13 protein-coding genes and 1 pseudogene are annotated in these 16,256 nt (G+C 44.2%); 8 read left to right on the top strand and 6 right to left on the bottom strand.

All coding sequences use genetic code 11. The features are described from left to right. Positions 1-144: 144 nt before the first annotated feature. A pseudogene (locus tag AB4585_RS05645) lies at positions 145-1,041 on the top strand (PIN domain-containing protein); the annotation flags it as partial. A gap of 65 nt (positions 1,042-1,106) precedes the next feature. Continuing rightward, complete coding sequence (locus AB4585_RS05640) at positions 1,107-2,507, top strand: PhoH family protein (protein WP_017068799.1); 1,401 nt, start codon at positions 1,107-1,109, stop codon at positions 2,505-2,507. Positions 2,508-2,911: 404 nt separating this feature from the next. Here AB4585_RS05640 and AB4585_RS05635 read toward each other — a convergent pair whose 3' ends face one another. Together AB4585_RS05635 and AB4585_RS05630 are read right to left on the bottom strand one after the other, a co-directional pair. Further along, positions 2,912-3,634, bottom strand: a complete 723-nt coding sequence (locus AB4585_RS05635; protein ID WP_372155067.1) for a LytR/AlgR family response regulator transcription factor — start codon at positions 3,632-3,634, stop codon at positions 2,912-2,914. A 10-nt stretch (positions 3,635-3,644) separates the two neighbouring features. Next, a complete protein-coding gene (locus AB4585_RS05630; protein WP_372155069.1) occupies positions 3,645-4,640 on the bottom strand; it encodes a sensor histidine kinase in 996 nt (331 codons plus the stop codon). Positions 4,641-4,864: 224 nt separating this feature from the next. Between AB4585_RS05630 and AB4585_RS05625 the strand changes: the two genes are divergently transcribed. The 5 genes from AB4585_RS05625 to AB4585_RS05605 all read left to right on the top strand — a co-directional run bounded on the left by AB4585_RS05625 (position 4,865) and on the right by AB4585_RS05605 (position 10,784). Continuing rightward, entirely contained in the window at positions 4,865-5,926 is a 1,062-nt protein-coding gene (locus AB4585_RS05625) for an efflux RND transporter periplasmic adaptor subunit (RefSeq protein ID WP_372169415.1), read from the top strand. After that, on the top strand, positions 5,926-9,003 hold the full coding sequence (locus tag AB4585_RS05620) for an efflux RND transporter permease subunit (protein WP_372155073.1): 3,078 nt from the start codon (positions 5,926-5,928) through the stop codon (positions 9,001-9,003). The genes AB4585_RS05625 and AB4585_RS05620 overlap by 1 nt, the downstream gene beginning before the upstream one ends. Before the next feature lie 81 nt (positions 9,004-9,084). Then, positions 9,085-9,441, top strand: coding sequence for a DUF2147 domain-containing protein (locus AB4585_RS05615; RefSeq protein WP_372155075.1), 357 nt, complete (start codon positions 9,085-9,087; stop codon positions 9,439-9,441). 194 nt (positions 9,442-9,635) lie between these two features. After that, complete coding sequence (locus AB4585_RS05610) at positions 9,636-10,313, top strand: DUF3313 family protein (protein WP_372155077.1); 678 nt, start codon at positions 9,636-9,638, stop codon at positions 10,311-10,313. Between the two features lie 12 nt (positions 10,314-10,325). Next, a complete protein-coding gene (locus AB4585_RS05605) occupies positions 10,326-10,784 on the top strand; it encodes a hypothetical protein (protein WP_372169414.1) in 459 nt (152 codons plus the stop codon). Between the two features lie 270 nt (positions 10,785-11,054). Here the strand turns inward: AB4585_RS05605 and AB4585_RS05600 are convergent, their stop codons facing one another. Continuing rightward, complete coding sequence (locus AB4585_RS05600) at positions 11,055-11,846, bottom strand: MBL fold metallo-hydrolase (RefSeq protein ID WP_372169413.1); 792 nt, start codon at positions 11,844-11,846, stop codon at positions 11,055-11,057. A 114-nt stretch (positions 11,847-11,960) separates the two neighbouring features. Here AB4585_RS05600 and AB4585_RS05595 point away from each other — a divergent pair, with 114 nt between their 5' ends. Then, a complete protein-coding gene (locus tag AB4585_RS05595) occupies positions 11,961-12,926 on the top strand; it encodes a GlxA family transcriptional regulator (protein WP_372124137.1) in 966 nt (321 codons plus the stop codon). A gap of 289 nt (positions 12,927-13,215) precedes the next feature. Here the strand turns inward: AB4585_RS05595 and AB4585_RS05590 are convergent, their stop codons facing one another. The 3 genes from AB4585_RS05590 to slyA are packed head-to-tail and all read right to left on the bottom strand — an operon-like array spanning position 13,216 to position 15,849. Then, the gene (locus AB4585_RS05590) at positions 13,216-14,247 is read right to left on the bottom strand and encodes a DUF2955 domain-containing protein (RefSeq protein WP_017059067.1); all 1,032 of its coding nucleotides are present in this window, start codon (positions 14,245-14,247) and stop codon (positions 13,216-13,218) included. 60 nt (positions 14,248-14,307) lie between these two features. Next, on the bottom strand, positions 14,308-15,369 hold the full coding sequence (locus AB4585_RS05585) for an HlyD family secretion protein (protein WP_017059068.1): 1,062 nt from the start codon (positions 15,367-15,369) through the stop codon (positions 14,308-14,310). Positions 15,370-15,381: 12 nt separating this feature from the next. After that, positions 15,382-15,849, bottom strand: a complete 468-nt coding sequence (slyA, locus tag AB4585_RS05580; protein WP_017059069.1) for a transcriptional regulator SlyA — start codon at positions 15,847-15,849, stop codon at positions 15,382-15,384. Positions 15,850-16,256: the final 407 nt, after the last annotated feature.

The raw sequence follows: 16,256 nt of genomic DNA, 5'->3' as shown, positions 1-16,256 counted from the left end.
TCACTCGTAACGATATGGTGCTGTTCCTCTAGATGAAGTTTAGGTGAGTAGTTGACTATCACCAGAATCAGATACTAATCTTTATATGAGCTTTATCTACGTTCAATGAATGCAAGGCAAGCCGCACGTCGGCAAGGAGATGCTATGGGCGAGACCAACCGGAAGCTATTTGTTTTAGACACCAATATCCTACTTCACGAACCCTTCGCTATATTTTCTTTCCAAGAGCACGATGTCGTTATCCCCATGACAGTGCTAGAAGAACTCGACAGAATCAAAGACAGTAAAAGAGACGTTGCTCGAGATGCGAGAATTGCGATTCGAACGCTCGAAGACCTGTTCAGGGAAGCCACACCAGACCAAATATCGGAAGGCATCCCTTTTTCTAAAGACATAAATGCATCTGGCAGTATTTCAATACTCGCTGACTACGAACTTCAAGAAAGCATCAAAGCCTTTGCCGATGACAAGGCGGGCGATAACCGAATCCTCAACGCTGTCCTCTATCTTCAAAATAAACGCGCACCACGCGAAGTGGTTCTCATCACCAAAGACATCAATATGCGTTTACGAGCAAAAGGCGCCGGTGTACGTTTTGTTGAAGACTATCAAACTGACCAACTGATTGATGATATCCAATACCTCACCAAAGGCTTCCAACAACTGGAAGGCTCATTTTGGGATGGTATCGATAATGTCGAGAGCAGAAGTTTAGGCGGCAAGACGCTGCACACCTTAGCAAGAGCGCCGTTCGAGCCAACCTTCCTCAACCAATATGTGATTGACGAAGAAAGTGACTTTGCCGCTCGAGTCGAGGAGATTGAGCCGGAAAGCATTACCCTGAGAGACCTCAGCCGCGAAAGATTGATGAATCGCAGAGCATGGGACATCACACCAAAGAACGTCTATCAAGGCATGGCGATTGATGCGCTGCTCGACCCTGATATTGATCTTGTGATTCTCACTGGCGCCGCAGGTAGTGGTAAGACGGGTGTCAAGTTCGAAAAATCTACCAAATTCGTTCAGACCTTGAAGCAAAAAGAGGGCTGTGGATTTAAGGCTGTTAATGAGTCTTATGATTGTCTTCAAGCTGAGAAGGTGGCTGCATGAGTAAAGTTTTAAGTGATGATGTGAAGCGAGTCTACGTACTTGACACTAATGTGTTGCTACATGACCCAATGGCAGTTTATGCATTTGAAGAGCACCGTATTGTTATTCCAATGACTGTTCTTGAAGAATTAGATCGTATAAAGGACAGCAAAAAAGACGTAGCGCGGGATGCCCGTGTTGTAATTAAAACCATTGAGCATTTAGTTGACGGTGCAAGCCCTGAGGATGTGCAAGCTGGGATTTTGATTGAACATAAAGGACCAAGCCCTGATGGAACTCTATCTATATTTGCAGATTATATAGAACTAAACGGAAGAACAGGCTCCGATTGGATGCCTTTAGATAGTCCAGATAATTTCATTATCAATAGTGCCTTGTGTCTACAGCGAATGCATGAATCACAAGAAGTTGTGTTGGTAACGAAAGATATAAATATGCGCATTAAAGCCAGAAGTGCTGGCTTGAAACATGTAGAAGACTATCGAAAAGATAAAATAGTTGAAGACATAGAACTATTATCAAAAGGTTATCAGCGCTTTGATGGTGACTTCTGGCAGCAAATTACAGATGTAAAAACAGTTGTAGAGTATGGTCGAACTTACCATGATATTCCGTGCCAGCAGTTAGGTGATTTATACGTTAACCAGTATTTGTTAGATGAAGATTCAGACTTTGCTGCTAGGGTTGTCGGGAGGGATGGCGATCATTATCGATTACTAGATCTCGGTAAGGAAAGGTTATTGCACAAGAATGCTTGGGGGGTCCATGCAAAAAACGTCTATCAAGGGATAGCTCTCCATGCACTTCTCGACCCTAAAATTGATCTAGTTATCTTAAATGGCCCTGCAGGATCGGGGAAAACCTACTTAGCCCTAGCCAGTGCTTTGGATCAGTCGGTCGAGCGAGGGATCGTGGATAAGGTGATCGTAACCCGATCAACCCCAGAGATTGCAGAGTCCATTGGTTTCTTGCCGGGTACAGAAGAAGAGAAGATGTTGCCTTGGTTAGGTGCGGTAACTGACACGATGGAAAGCTTGCATAAGGGGGACGCTCTACCAAATGAAAGTCTCCAGTATATTGTTGATAAGGCGAACATTCAGTTCAAATCTTTAAACTTTATGCGTGGCCGTTCGATTCAGCATGCATTCGTTCTTGTCGATGAGGCACAAAACTTAACTGCAGCACAACTCAAAACCATCATCACTCGTTGTGGTGAGGGTACCAAGCTTGTTATATCCGGTAACCTTTCACAAATTGATAGTAATTATCTGTCTCCTGTTACCTCTGGCCTCACCTATGTCATTGAGAAGTTTAAGAACTACGAAGGTAGTGCCAACATATATCTCAATGGTGTTGTTCGCTCTCGTCTAGCGGAATTTGCTGAGGAAAATATGTGATTTAACTCTAAGGGCGCCGGAATCAGGCTTGTTCCGGCGGCCAATTGCAGATCCGGTGAAGTTCATGTTCGTAACTAGACAATGATACTGCAGGTTGAGCGGTTTATGGCTGAGTTCTTTGCAAAACCAGCCTTCGATCCATTTTCATCAAGTTATTATGAAATAAACAATCATCATCAATGAATGATTGATTTCACAATCGTGAGTTCCAATCGTGAGTTCTAAGTGTGAAACACACAATTGGACATAAATGTATCAGTGACTTTGCTAAATTAGGTTTTTTAGGATTACTTTGAGTAAGGTAATTCCATGCCGTCACAATTGGGCTTGATGGCTTTGAAAATCGTTTGGTTATTTACTTGGCACAGGGTTCCATCAAGTTATATTGGTATCATTCGTACGGTTTAGCGTAAATGATCTAATATCAAGTCTACCTTTGTTCTTGCAACTGGAATAACCCGACTCACTCTGCTCAGTGACACTAGAGTATTTCGACCCTCACGTTGGACTTGGGTTATCAAACCCACATTGACGATAAAACTGCGATGTACCCGCAAAAATTGCTCAGTGCTCAACTCTTTTTCAAAGTTCGTCATGGTTTCTTCTGTGACGATCGTCTGTAGCTGAAACTTTCTCTGTCCCGAGGCTGTTAGGTTAACTTGTTGGTAGCGGCCGATACTCTCTATGTAGCTGATATCGCTCTCGGTGAGCCTGTAGGTTGTCTTGCCATCATTGACTAGAATTTCCTGTTCCACAGCAGGTGATACCAGAGGTGGGAGGGCTTTAATCTTTTCAAGGCAGCGCTCAAGTCTGGTTTGGCGAACGGGTTTTAGTAGGTAATCCACGACTTTGGTTTCAAATGCGCTTAGAGCGTGCTCTGAATAGGCGGTCACATACACCAAGTGATAAGGGATATGCTCGGTAGCCTTTGCCACCATAAAGCCATCCAACCCAGGCATTTCAATGTCCATAAACACGATGTCTGGCATCCGTTGGCATATCGCTTCAATGCCTTTTTGTGGGTCGTTGTAGCTACCAATAACGTCAATCTCTTCAAACGCCGCAAGGCTACGTTTTAAAGCTTGAGTCGCTGCGGGCTCATCATCTATTAATAAGACTCGGTCCATCGGTTTCTCCTTAAAAAACATGACGGATGGTGATTTGCGCGCAGCTGGTACCATCGGCAAAGTTCATTGAAAAACTGGCGTCGTCGTATTCTAAATTCAAGGTATCGCTAATATTGCGATGACCACTGCCAGCTGTAAACTGAGGCGTGTTGGTCTCCGGCCAACTGTTACAAACGGTAATGTAAAGCTCTCCCTCGGTGTAGCGGGTTTTTATATCGAGGTGAATGCGCTTAATGGTCTTGCTAAGTGCATGCTTTATGACGTTTTCGACTAAAGGCATGATGAGCATAGGCGGGATTTTCAGCGTTTGACTCTCCTTGCCAATATCGATGGAGAAATACAATCGCTCGGTAAAGCGCGCTTTTTGAATGGCTAGATAATGCTCGATCAGTTCCACCTCATCACTGAGCAAAATTCGCTTTTTGTCTGAGATAGCGATAGTGCCTCGGAGCAAGTCACTGAGTTCAAAAATAAGCTCCTGAGCGAGTTCGGGACGTTCTGGGATCTCGCTGTGTAGCAGGTTCAGTGTGTTGAATAGAAAGTGCGGATTGGTCTGAATGCGCAGTAGAGAAATCTCAGACTCTTTTAATGACATCTCCAGCTCTAACGCTTTTTGTTTCAGCTGCCAACTGTGAACAACCATAGTGTAGATGGTCACTTGCAGTAATAGGTTCAAATGAGTAAGCAGCTTTAGCCGGACTAGCTGAAAGACGGTCACAGTATCAAACGTCTGCGCCACCGGCAGACCGCCGGAGGTAAAGGCAATGGCTAATGAAGCCAAAACCAAGTTTATCAAGATTTGATATGGCAGCCTGTGGCGATAATTAGCGCCAAATTTGGCGTCAAATAGTCGTCGGAATAGCCAAAATAGTGCACATATTGAAAAGATGCCTGTGAGGGCACGAAAGGCCTTGTCCAAGGAGAGTGGCTTATCCAACGCAATCATCACGTAGTACAGTGATGAGTAGAGAATCACAGAGTTGATGAGCGGCCATACAACCAGCAACAGCAAATCCTGTCGTGAGAACGACAACTTGGATAACAGTGACTTTGAGAACAAAGTTTTTAGAATAGGAGACTTCAAAATAGACGCTCTAGGAACAAGGTGCTGACAGTATAAGTGAAGCGACGCTATCTGTTGACCAACTCATAACCGAAATAGACCCAATCGTACATTTTACCATTTTTCGCCACGCTCAACTCATTACTATGGCTAGAAATGAAGTTGTAATGGTTAACAAAATGAAAGTGTCACACAGTTATAAAAATGGATTGACTACCTTGATCGTCGCGCTGAGCCTATTTGGGTGTAGCAAAGATGAGGTACCACAAGCTAAGTCTGCGCCAATTAAACCGGTCAAGACGCTGGTCGTTAGTCATAAACAGTATCAAGTACGGCATTTTACCGGGGTTCTTGAAGCGAATAAGATCATCGACATGAACTTTCGAATCCAAGGTGAGTTAACAGACCTTCCTATCAAATCGGGTCAAAAAGTAGAAAAAGGACAGTTACTGGCGCAACTAGATAGTAGCCAACAGCTTATTAACAGAAAATCGAGTAAGGCTTCTTTAAAACAAGCGAAAGCAGAGTACGAACGAGCACTGTCACTTATCAATAAAAAGGCAATTAGCCAGGCGAACTTGGATGCGCTGGAATCGCAATATATTTCAGCCCAAGCCGCATTTGAGCGAAGCGTAAAGGATGTTGAGTATACCTCTTTACTCGCTCCCTTCTCTGGCATCGTAAGTCAGCGCTATATTGACAACTTCTCGAAAGTTACCTCGTCGACCAAAATCCTCACGTTGCAGGATGTTGAACAATACAAAATCACCATTACGGTGCCGCAATCGCAGTTTGTGAAAATTCAAACCGCAGACGCCGTGAAGCTAAGCGCAGAAATCGAAGGATTTTCACAGTCATTCCCCCTTAAAGTTGATGAGCTTAGTGTCAGCCAGCAAAGCAGCCAGCAGCTACACGTTACCTTAGTGTTGCAACCTCCATCTGAGCGCCGATTGTTTACAGGGACGTCAGTCAAAGTGAAAGCCGAAGCGTTTGGTGTCAGCAATGGGATGGTACTACCTAGTCATACCGTGCTTAGCGATGGTGATGAGCATTATGTTTTTGTGGTACATCCAACAAGCAACGTGTTAGAGAAACGCATTGTGCGCGTTGACGGCGTCAGTGAGCAAGGCATCAACATTGTCGATGGATTATCGGAAGGTGAGCGCGTTGTCGTCGCCGGAGTGAGCCAAGTTCATGACGGTCAGCAGGTAAGAGTGGAGACGAAATAATGTCGATGACTGCCTTTTCTCTAAACAACAGCCGCATCACGCTGCTCGTTATTGCGGTGTTGACGTTTTTGGGTATCCAAGCTTACAACACCATCCCAGAAGCGTACGATCCTGGCTTTACCATTCGAAATGCTCAGGTCATTACTCAGTTTCCTGGTGCCAGTCCAAAGAGGGTTGAAGATCTAGTGACGGATCCGCTTGAAAAAGCGGTGCTAGAGCTTGCAGAATTGGACTTTGTTAAGAGCCAATCTAAAAATGGTGTGTCGATACTCACCGTCGCCATCAAAGAGGACTACTCTGAGCTACAACCTATTTGGGATAAATTGCGTCGTAAGATAGACCGCGTTGCGAGCACATTACCAGAAGGTGTTTCAGCACCTGTTGTTAACGATGAGTTTGGCGATGTATATGGCATCGTGCTGGCTATTCACGGTGAAGGTTTTACTTATCGTGAACTAAAACAAACAGCAGAAGACCTTCGTAGTGGACTGTTTTTGCTTGACGATGTGGCTAAGGTTGACCTTCATGGCGTACAGCAAGAGCAAATCAAACTTAAATTCGATGCCAATGCGTTAGCGGCCTATGACTTAACACCCAATCAGCTCGCGGATATTTTGTCGAAACAGAATATTGTCTTGAGTGGTGGCAGTGTTGTTTTTGGTCAGGAGCGCTTACCGATTGAGCCGAGTGGTAACTACAACACGCCGGATGAGATCAAAGGTACCTTGGTAACGTTACCCAGTAGCGGTAAGACTGTGAGGCTGGACAGTCTAGTCACCATTGAATCGGGATACGAGTTTCCTATCAACAATCCAGTCTACTTCAATGGAAAGCCGTCCGTGAACGTTGCGATTGCTATGGTTGAAACCGGCAATAATGTGCGTTTGGGCGAACAAGTCGACGCTTATGTAGACCAGTTCACTCGTCAGTTACCGATTGGCTTGGAGATCAGCAAGGTCAATTTTGCGCCTAAGGAAGTAGAAGACAAGGTTAATCAGTTTGTCTCGAGTCTAGTGCAGTCAATGACAGTAGTTGGCTTGGTCATGTTTATCTTTTTAGGCTGGCGAACAGGGTTGATTGTGTCTCTACTGGTGCCTATCAGTATGCTACTGAGCATTTTGGTGATGTCTAAAATTGGGGTTGGTCTGGATCAGATCTCTCTTGCCGCGCTTATTATTGCACTCGGTATGTTGGTCGATAATGGCATTGTGATGTCGGAAAATATTCTGGTTCGCATTAACCAAGGAGTAAGTAAGAAAGCGGCAGCGATTGAGAGTGCCAATGAGCTTAAACTTCCTTTATTAACGTCATCCTTAACCACGTCCGCCGCTTTCTTGCCGATCTTCTTGGCAAAGTCGACTATGGGGGAGTATACGGGCGCATTGTTTGTGGTTGTGACCATAACGCTCTTGGCCTCTTGGCTGTTGAGCTTGGTGATGATCCCATTGCTTTGTGTACTGCTTTTAAAGCCTACCAAACAGGTAAAGGAAGAGTCATCTAGCCAACTCGCGTGGTATGCGAAATTACTGACCAAGCTTATCCGTTTTCGCTGGTTGACGGTTGTGGCGATGCTGTTGGCTACGGTGTTCGCTTTTCAAGCGATGAAGTGGTTACCGAATATCTTCTTCCCGCCATCAGAGCGAACCTTTTTCAAAATGGAAGTGACGATGCCAATGGGCACCTCCATTGAGCATAACCAAGCCATGGTCGCTGACATTGAGCAGTATTTACTTACCTTGCAAGCTAAGAGCGCTTCGGATGCTAAAACGAGCGATAACTTGGGTATCAAAAACCAAGGAATAAAAAACTGGTCTGTGTATGTTGGCTATGGCGGCCCACGCTATATTTTGCCGCACAGCTCTCGAACGTCGAGCCCAGAATACTCATTCTGGGTCATCAACACCCACGACTATCGTGATAATCCGGCACTGATGCAACGTATCGAGTCTTACATCAGCGAGAATCATCCAGACGCCATCGCGACCACAAGGCTTATCGAAAATGGTGCGGCGATTCTGAATCCGGTTGAAATTCGATTAAATGGTTTGGATCAGGATAAGGTCTTTGCGATTACTCAAGAGATCAAGGCGAAATTGGCCAGCATAGATGGCCTCAAGGATGTGAGTGACGATTGGGGACAAAAAACCAAAACCATCCGTATTGTTATTGATCAACAAAAAGCCGCGCTCGCAGGCGTGAATAACCGAGACATTGCACTTAGTTTGCAAACGTCACTGGTTGGCAAAAACTTGAGTGAGTTTCGTGACGGAATCTTGAGTATCCCTATCGTGCTTTCTAATGAAGAGCGTGAAGAACTTAATGTTGAGCAAATCTTGGCGCTGCCAATCTATACTCCTGCAGGAAGCGTGACGCTCGCGCACATTGCCGACGTCGATATCGTATGGCAAAACGCCAAGATCTATCGTCGCAATAGTTACAAATCGGTCACCATTGGTGCTCAGTTGGAGCCCGGCTATACCGCGAGTGAAGGACTGAATGCGATTTTACCTTGGCTCGAGGTAGAGTCTCAAACTTGGCCAAACAGCGTGTTTTTTGAGATTGGCGGTGAAGAAGAGAAGTCGAAAAAGTCGACGGGTAGTATCAGTGAAAATCTGCCACTGGCGCTGTTTGTCATTATTGGTTTGCTGGTGGCGCAATTTAACTCATTTAGAAAGCCCATCATCATCCTTTCAACGATTCCAATCGCGTTTGTTGGGGTGGTGGCAGGTCTACATATTGGTAATAGTTTCTTTGGCTTTATGACGTTCTTGGGCGTGATATCGCTGGCGGGGATCGTGATTAATAACGCCATTGTTTTACTAGAGCAAGTAGACATAGAGATGGCCTCTGGTAAGCGAGCGATTGATGCGTTGATTGCAGCGGGTAAGAGGCGTATGAAACCGATACTTCTCACTACCTTGACGACGGTACTGGGCATGATACCGCTGCTAATTACAGGTGGAGCGATGTGGCAGACGATGGCGATTGCCATTATCGCTGGGCTTATTTTCTCTACTTTACTGACGCTGATATTTGTTCCTGTACTGTACAGCATCTTCTATCGAGTAGAGGTTTAACACAACTCTCAGTTGGTTAAAGAATAAAGGGGGGAGTCAGTTCCCCTTTTTAAAAGAGATTAAATAAACAAGGGTTTCAAAATGAAAATACTAGTCACACTTTTTTTTACCTTATGGTCGATGACGACGTTTGCCAATTCGACCTTGATTGAAGGTCTATGGCTGGCGGAAAACAAATCCACACAAGTTGAAATTAGCCAAATTGAACCGGGGCGTTGGCAGGGAGTCGTGACAAGCTCTCCCTCAAAACCGGAGTTGGAAGGCACGCAATTATTGTCGGCCATAGTAGAAGTACCAGATGGTTATGAAGGAAAAGTGTACGCGATTAAGAAAGCGAAACACTATGATGCCGAGATCAAGCCTGTGGATAGCACATTGCAAATAGAGGTCACGGCCGGATTTTTCTCGAAAACCATGATTTGGACACGAATTGAATAAAATCGTCGTTGCGATACGTATCAGTTGGGGGCATGGAAGCCATATAACTGGCAAGGTGCAGTGACGTTCAATGATCTGTTCTAGAACGGACATTTCATACCAGATTTGTAGCCATTCGTTCCCTATATGCTTACCCGAAGGTGAGGCTAGGTTAGAGTAGCTAACACATTGAACAGTAATACATTGGATATAGGATGAGATCACTCATTTGGATGGGACTTTTGGTAACACTGACAGCGTGCAGCGTAGCACCAGAGAGTTCCAAGAGCAATGACTTTAAATATCAATCGACGAATAACCCAGCCTCATGGCGCTATGTATGGATACCGAAAAAATACGTTGATGAGGGGGCATTAAAAGACAAATTTTCTACGTATTCTAGTTTTTATGTTGCCCCAACGAGATTGGAAGTTGAAGGCTCTGAGTTTGACGAGCTTCAGCTGAGAGCTTTTTCTAATTACCTCGAGTTGGAGGCAAAAGATACTCTAGGTGCCTATAAATTACCCACGTCTGCTCCCGAGTATCATAGTCAAAAGAGTGGCTTAACAGTGCAGTTTGCTCTGAGTAATGTATCGACACCAAACTCGATATTGGCGACAACCAGCACGGTAATACCAATCGGGTTAGCGATTTCATATGCGTCTAAGCTTACTACAGGGGAGCATACTAACGTTACCAACGCCAGAATCGAAGTGCTGATAAGTGATAGTAAAACTGGTGAGCCCCTGTTTTCTGCAATTGATATCGTTGCAGGTGATAAAAGTTTTGACAATATCCTCGATCCAGAAGAAGAAATTCGCAAGATACTAAGGTTATGGGTTGTTAAGCTGGAGCAGACGTTATTGAACCAAGATCCTGTTGACACTCAATAAAGGAAGGTCGAAATGAGTTCTGTTTTTAAATCTATTTTCCCTAAAGTCATTGATAACCGCTATCAGGGTGCAAAGCTCAGCCAGTATTTGTTTTACTTGCTGACGGCTGTCACGTTATGGCGTAGTCAGCATCACTTACTGGCCGCAGATGGCGGTGCGCAAAGTATTGCAACTATCCCGCTAGACACGTTTAGCTCTGGGGCTGCGTCCACCATTATTGGTGTCTTTGCTTTGTGGGGGTTATCGCAGTTGCTGATAGCGTTTATCTATCTATTAGTGTCTGTTCGTTACCGAAGTTTAATTCCACTGATGTACATCATCATGATTGTCGAGTACGCAGGAAGGTTACTGATTGGCATGTATAAGCCAGTGGTGACTGCTGAGGATGCGCCAGGAGCGTTGATTAATTTGCCAATGGTAATTGTGTGCTCTATCGCGTTGTTGGGCTCTATTTACAAAAAAAGCAAGTGAAACATATCGATTGACAATAAAAAGCGACGTACCGTAGCTAGAATTTGAAATAATGGCGGAGAAAAGGCTGGCCATTCATTAGATTCTAACATTAGAAAATGTTAGTCAATCTGATCCCACTTATTTAGTAAAGAGTAACTACTCTAAGTAACTTTGGGGCACTTTCGAGTTAGAAAGTGCCACGGGTAAAAATTCAATCCGAGAAGCTTTTGGACAGAAATCATTTAGACTATTTACTTAAATCGGGAGTCACCGGATTAGTTCAGGTATCTAAAACTCCAAGGTCTCACCATCAGCAGGAATAAGGACTTTATCTGACAAACCGTTTTTATCAATTGCTTCTTTAAGAATTGGTCGAGTCACTGCACAGTGATTGAGTGCCTCCATATGGTTCGCAACCACCTTATTAGGGGAAAGGCGAATAAACTCCATGACCTCATCAATAGACATCAATAACGGTTGACCAACATCCATACGAGCACGGCCTGCTGCCACCACTGTGATGTCGGGTTTTAACTCATTCAAAGCTCGTCTTACATCATCGGTTAGAACCGTATCTCCGCTAATATAGATAGAGGGTTCATTGGGAAGCTCTAAGAAAAATCCGACGCCATTTGCCATTAGCTTATGAATCCAACCATGACCGTGTAAAGCAGGAACCGCAGTTAGTTTTCCGCCTAAAAAGTCGATAGTTTGCCAGTCTTCAATTCCCCAATTTACCGTTAAGTCGTATTTTTCTAGGTAAGCCTTATCTTTGGCTGGTGTCGCAACTGGGATATTACGACTTGTTAAAAACGTCTCACCTGCCGGATCTAGGTGATCTCCATGTTGTAATGCCTTGATACCAAGTGTTTGACTGTGAGTAATGAAGGTATGAGTAACCTTGTTTAGTAGCTCATCGGCATTACTTGGCATCTCAACCGTTGGATTTTTCGCGGCCTTAGCCTTAATGACTGAAAACGGAGGCATAGAGCCTTTTTTCCCCAACATAGGATCAATAAGGATAAATGTTTCGCCAGATTCAATGAGAAAAGTTGCGCTACGTAGGTGGTGGATCTTCATAATGCCTCTCTAAACTCACTAACAAGTCATGTTCTCTATACGATTTAGTATGCTACTTTCCGACTTCTTATGATACTGTCTTGAAAGTCAACGTTCGCGCAAATCGAGACACTCATGAACAAATCAAGCGAGTTAATTAAAATTACTATGATAGCCTTTGAAGGCATCAGTGCTTTTCATCTCTCTGTGCCCTGTCTGGTGTTTCGAGATATCTTTTTCGGTCAGCCGGTTCGGTTTAACTTGAGGATCTGTAGCGAAAACAGCTTGCGGTTTGAAACAAGCTCTGGATTTGGTGTGGTGGTCGATAGCGATCTAAGTGCTACCCAAGAAGCCGATATTATAATTATTCCAAGCTGGCCAAATGACCTGCCAGAGCCAAGTGAGCGACTTCTAGAGGCGTTAATAGATCATCATGATAAAGGGAAGTTGCTGGTAGGGCTCTGCCTTGGTTCTTATGTTCTCGCGTGTGCTGGCGTTCTCGATGGCAAACGAGCCACAAGCCACTGGGCATTTACCGAACAATTTCAGCAGCAATTTCCTAAGGTGAATTTTGACCCAAACCCTCTATTTGTTGAACATGAGACTATCATCACCTCTGCTGGAGTAGCAGCTTCACTCGATTGCTGTCTGCACATAGTGCGCCGTTTGTGTGGTAGTGAGCTTGCGAATGATCTCGCTCGTAAGATGGTGACTGCACCATCTCGTAATGGTGGGCAGCAACAATACATACCAGCACCAGTCAACATAAAACCCCTCACAGAGACAAGTATTAACCTTGTGATTGAGCAGGTTGAGCAGAGTCTCAATCAGTCTCATTCACTAGATGAACTCGCTGAGCGCTGTGCGATAAGTAAACGTACCTTTACACGCCAGTTTAAATCCACCTATGGTTGTACATTTGGTGAATGGCTGCAAAATCGACGTTTGGTGTTTAGCCAACGTCTATTAGAAACCACGAAACTATCGATACCTCAAATTGCAGAGCAAGCGGGTTTTGGCTCTGACAGTGTATTTAGAAAGCACTTTAAATCTGCTTTTCATGTATCGCCGGTTCAGTGGCGCACGACTTTCAAGCAATAGAACTCATTTCATTGAGGGCATTTTTGCGTTACATGCTACCGCCAGCATACCTTTGGGCAGAAATGAGTTTCGGAAAAGTAAACATTAGCAAATCATGAATAACTACAGGTATGGCAAAGAGGAAAAAGTTTCAACGGTGTCTCCAATTGCTTTATTGAAATACTAGTACCTGATCCCGTACTGGAATCAGGTGATTGTTATGAGAGACAAAAGACAAGACATGACCCTATTGTTTCTAATGCTGAGTCACAAGCAGTTTTTTTCCATGCTCGATTAATCATTATCAGCATTACTGATAACTTAAGCGCGTTGCAGCAAATCGGTTAAGTAAAGTGTGCATGATGTAACACAGTAATAAAGTCGCTACGATGGCAACCAAAATACTGCTAATACGGTAAAGTGCACTATATATCAGATCGCTACCTGGGGTGAGGTATTGGCCAAATAAAATCCCCAGCGTGGTCATCGCTCCAAAGCCAACCCCAGCGCCGACGTTTTCTTTAACATGAACTTGGCTAAATAGCATTAATCCGAACCATAAAACCGGCACTACTAAGATAAGCAGCCCCGACCAATCATAGAGAAACAACTGGGCTAACACACCGAATGTCACTCCAAGAAAGGTACCTATCGCACGTTTAAGGGCATAATTTAATACCCCAGTAAAATGCATCGGATAAAGTAATAAAATTGTGGCAGCTTGCGCCGACATAGAGTCTTGCAGATTAAATATCTGGAACACGACAAAAGATGCTGTGGCGATAGTTGCCCCCAGTAATACTTCATGTCGCATTCGATTTACTGATTTTGCTGGTGGTTTTTGCAATTTTCTGGGTTCAACATCAGGGATTAACGAGACCATGATATAGGCGATAATGATTGCCAGTATTGTGGCGCCGAGATTAGCGCCGATGAGACCGTTTAGATCAGTATCAGGGTAACTGGCAAAATTAAGCATGATGCTCAGATTAAGTAAACTATTGGCACCATAAAGAAAAAAACTGCCGCGGGTCATGGCGGTAAAAAAGCCAACAAACACCCCAAAAATAATCAGGGTCATTAAGACTGGATGGCCACCAAATAAACCACCGATAACGCCTACCACTAATCCAGCTGTGACAGAAGACGCCAACACCTGCCGCGCGACATGGGCGGTGAACACAGGTGCTAGCCCTAGCAATACCATAGGGGTAACAGTATAAAACACCCCGTTACTAAAGCCGAACAGTTTGCACACAGTAAAGCCAATCGTGCCAGCAGTGGCAATACGTAGACATTGACGTAAATCATTGGCTGTCATGGGATTAAATCTTAGTAACATGATTGTTGCCTTGTGTCGCTGTAATATATTTAAAATAGCGCATCTATCAAATGTATGATGTTAATAGATATAGTGCAGCATACTGATGGCTTTAATCTGCCCATGAGCTAATAAGTTCAGCAAACTATTTTCTGGCATTATCTGCACCGTCGCCCGTGCCCCCGTTGGCAATGTTCTCATGACTTCGTCATTATCTAATTGTAAATGCAATCTCATTCTTTGGGCGTCACGGACCCAGCGATCAGATTGTTGCGGAGTCGCTAAACTGCCATTGGCATCGAACTGTCCGGCGCTAACCCCAGCATCAATACTGCTGACGTGGGCGCGATATAAACGGCCTGGTTCACCGTCAAACGCAACAAGGGCTTTAGATGAAATTGAGACATCTCGTAATGCCTTTTCTCTAAAATCAGCAATAATATCCACATCATCAGAAACAAGAGCCAGCAGTGGCTGGCCAATGGCCGCAAAGCCGCCGACCATGATTTGCAAGTTAGTAACTGTGCCGTCTTGATCCGCATGAACTTGGGTATAAGACAGGTTTAATTTGGCTTGGGCTAAGCGATTTTCGGCCTGACGTACTTTTAAGTTATTGTTACCGTAAACACCGCGGCTCACTTCTAATTGCTTTAAACGGGCTTGGGTTGCCAGCAAATTTGCTTCAGCCGCAGCGGCATCGCTGTCAGCTTGATCGCGTTGCTGTTGGGATACGCCATTAGTTTTGTACAGTGCATCAAGACGCTTTGCTTCGCTGCGTTTTTGTTGTGATGTGGTTTGGCTGGCATTGACATCAGCTTGCGCCGCTAACAAAGAGGCATCTAGCTCAGCGTTATCTTGCTGGACTTGCTCTAAAGCCAACTGCGCTTCATCTACCGCTAACTTATACGGTCTAGGATCTACTTCAAACAGTAATTCACCCTTGCTAACAACTTGGTTATTAGTGACAGCAATAGTTTTAATGCGGCCATTAACTTGTGGGGTAACCTTAGTCACAACCCGAGTTGCCATAGCCTGCGGCGTTAATGGCATAGTCGCATCAGCAAACATAAAGTAACCAAATACCAGCATAAAGCCTGCTAAGGCAATTTTTGTTAGCCGCGAAAATTGTTGATCTGGTGTCATATTTGTATTCACTTACTTGTCTGTCATTTTAGCTAATTTGGTTAACGCATTATTACCAATCAGATTAATTACTCTTTCAAACTCAGTAAGTTCTTCAGCGTTTATGCCTAAGAGCAATTGGCTACGGATATTGATAATTGTTACTTCAACTTTCGTTATTAAATCGAGTCCAGCAGGAGTCAAATTGACAAGTCTGGCGCGTTTATCATGGGGGCAACAGTGGCGTTCAATGAGCCCTTGCTGTTCTAATTGGGCTAAGGTGCGCATTAAAGAGGCCAGTTCAATTTCTAAGGCATTGGCTAATACTTTTTGACTGAGGTTGTCGCCTAATCGCCACAGTTTCCATAAGGCTGTCCAGCGTGGGTAAGTTAACTCTAAAGGGGCAAGTTCAATGTCAACAGCGGTGCGCCATAAGCGATGCAGACGCCCCAATTGTTCTGCCAGTGATAGCTCTTTCATATGGTCGAATTCTTTTTGCATCATGGTTCCCATTTACTTAGCGTGCTAACTATTATACTTGGTTAGCACGCTAAGTAAATTGTTTTATACTATCAAAATCGCCTCATAAGCCTAAATCCCCTTAAAGTAATGAAAAAAAAGAATAAAAATGGAAGTGAAATAGGACATCCGATCTTTTACCAATAAATTTTAACCCAGCCAACCCAATCGCTGAGCCAGAAACACAGTAGATGACAAAAAATATTAGCTAACGCGCCCATTCAGTCACAAAATAAACGGAAGCGGAATTTTAAAGAAAAATATGTAGGATTTTTGAGATTTACAGGTGGCGTTGTTGAACAATTCCTCCCTAAGAGCGTAGTAACCCCAAGGGCTGCGAGCAATTAAGCCACTTCATTTCTTACGGGCATACCTAACAACGGGGGGGG

This window comes from Vibrio sp. 10N.222.49.C9 (assembly GCF_041474985.1).
Lineage (GTDB): Bacteria > Pseudomonadota > Gammaproteobacteria > Enterobacterales > Vibrionaceae > Vibrio > Vibrio crassostreae_C.
This window is presented reverse-complemented; position numbering and strand designations above follow the sequence as displayed.

Excerpts from the sequence above, each read along its gene's own strand:
- AB4585_RS05640 (WP_017068799.1), top strand. The coding sequence starts at position 1,107 with ATGAGTAAAGTTTTAAGTGATGATGTGAAGCGAGTCTACGTACTTGAC.
- AB4585_RS05635 (WP_372155067.1), bottom strand. The coding sequence starts at position 3,634 with ATGGACCGAGTCTTATTAATAGATGATGAGCCCGCAGCGACTCAAGCT.
- AB4585_RS05625 (WP_372169415.1), top strand. The coding sequence starts at position 4,865 with ATGGTTAACAAAATGAAAGTGTCACACAGTTATAAAAATGGATTGACT.
- AB4585_RS05620 (WP_372155073.1), top strand. The coding sequence starts at position 5,926 with ATGTCGATGACTGCCTTTTCTCTAAACAACAGCCGCATCACGCTGCTC.
- AB4585_RS05615 (WP_372155075.1), top strand. The coding sequence starts at position 9,085 with ATGAAAATACTAGTCACACTTTTTTTTACCTTATGGTCGATGACGACG.
- AB4585_RS05610 (WP_372155077.1), top strand. The coding sequence starts at position 9,636 with ATGAGATCACTCATTTGGATGGGACTTTTGGTAACACTGACAGCGTGC.
- AB4585_RS05605 (WP_372169414.1), top strand. The coding sequence starts at position 10,326 with ATGAGTTCTGTTTTTAAATCTATTTTCCCTAAAGTCATTGATAACCGC.
- AB4585_RS05600 (WP_372169413.1), bottom strand. The coding sequence starts at position 11,846 with ATGAAGATCCACCACCTACGTAGCGCAACTTTTCTCATTGAATCTGGC.
- AB4585_RS05595 (WP_372124137.1), top strand. The coding sequence starts at position 11,961 with ATGAACAAATCAAGCGAGTTAATTAAAATTACTATGATAGCCTTTGAA.
- AB4585_RS05590 (WP_017059067.1), bottom strand. The coding sequence starts at position 14,247 with ATGTTACTAAGATTTAATCCCATGACAGCCAATGATTTACGTCAATGT.
- AB4585_RS05585 (WP_017059068.1), bottom strand. The coding sequence starts at position 15,369 with ATGACACCAGATCAACAATTTTCGCGGCTAACAAAAATTGCCTTAGCA.
- slyA (WP_017059069.1), bottom strand. The coding sequence starts at position 15,849 with ATGCAAAAAGAATTCGACCATATGAAAGAGCTATCACTGGCAGAACAA.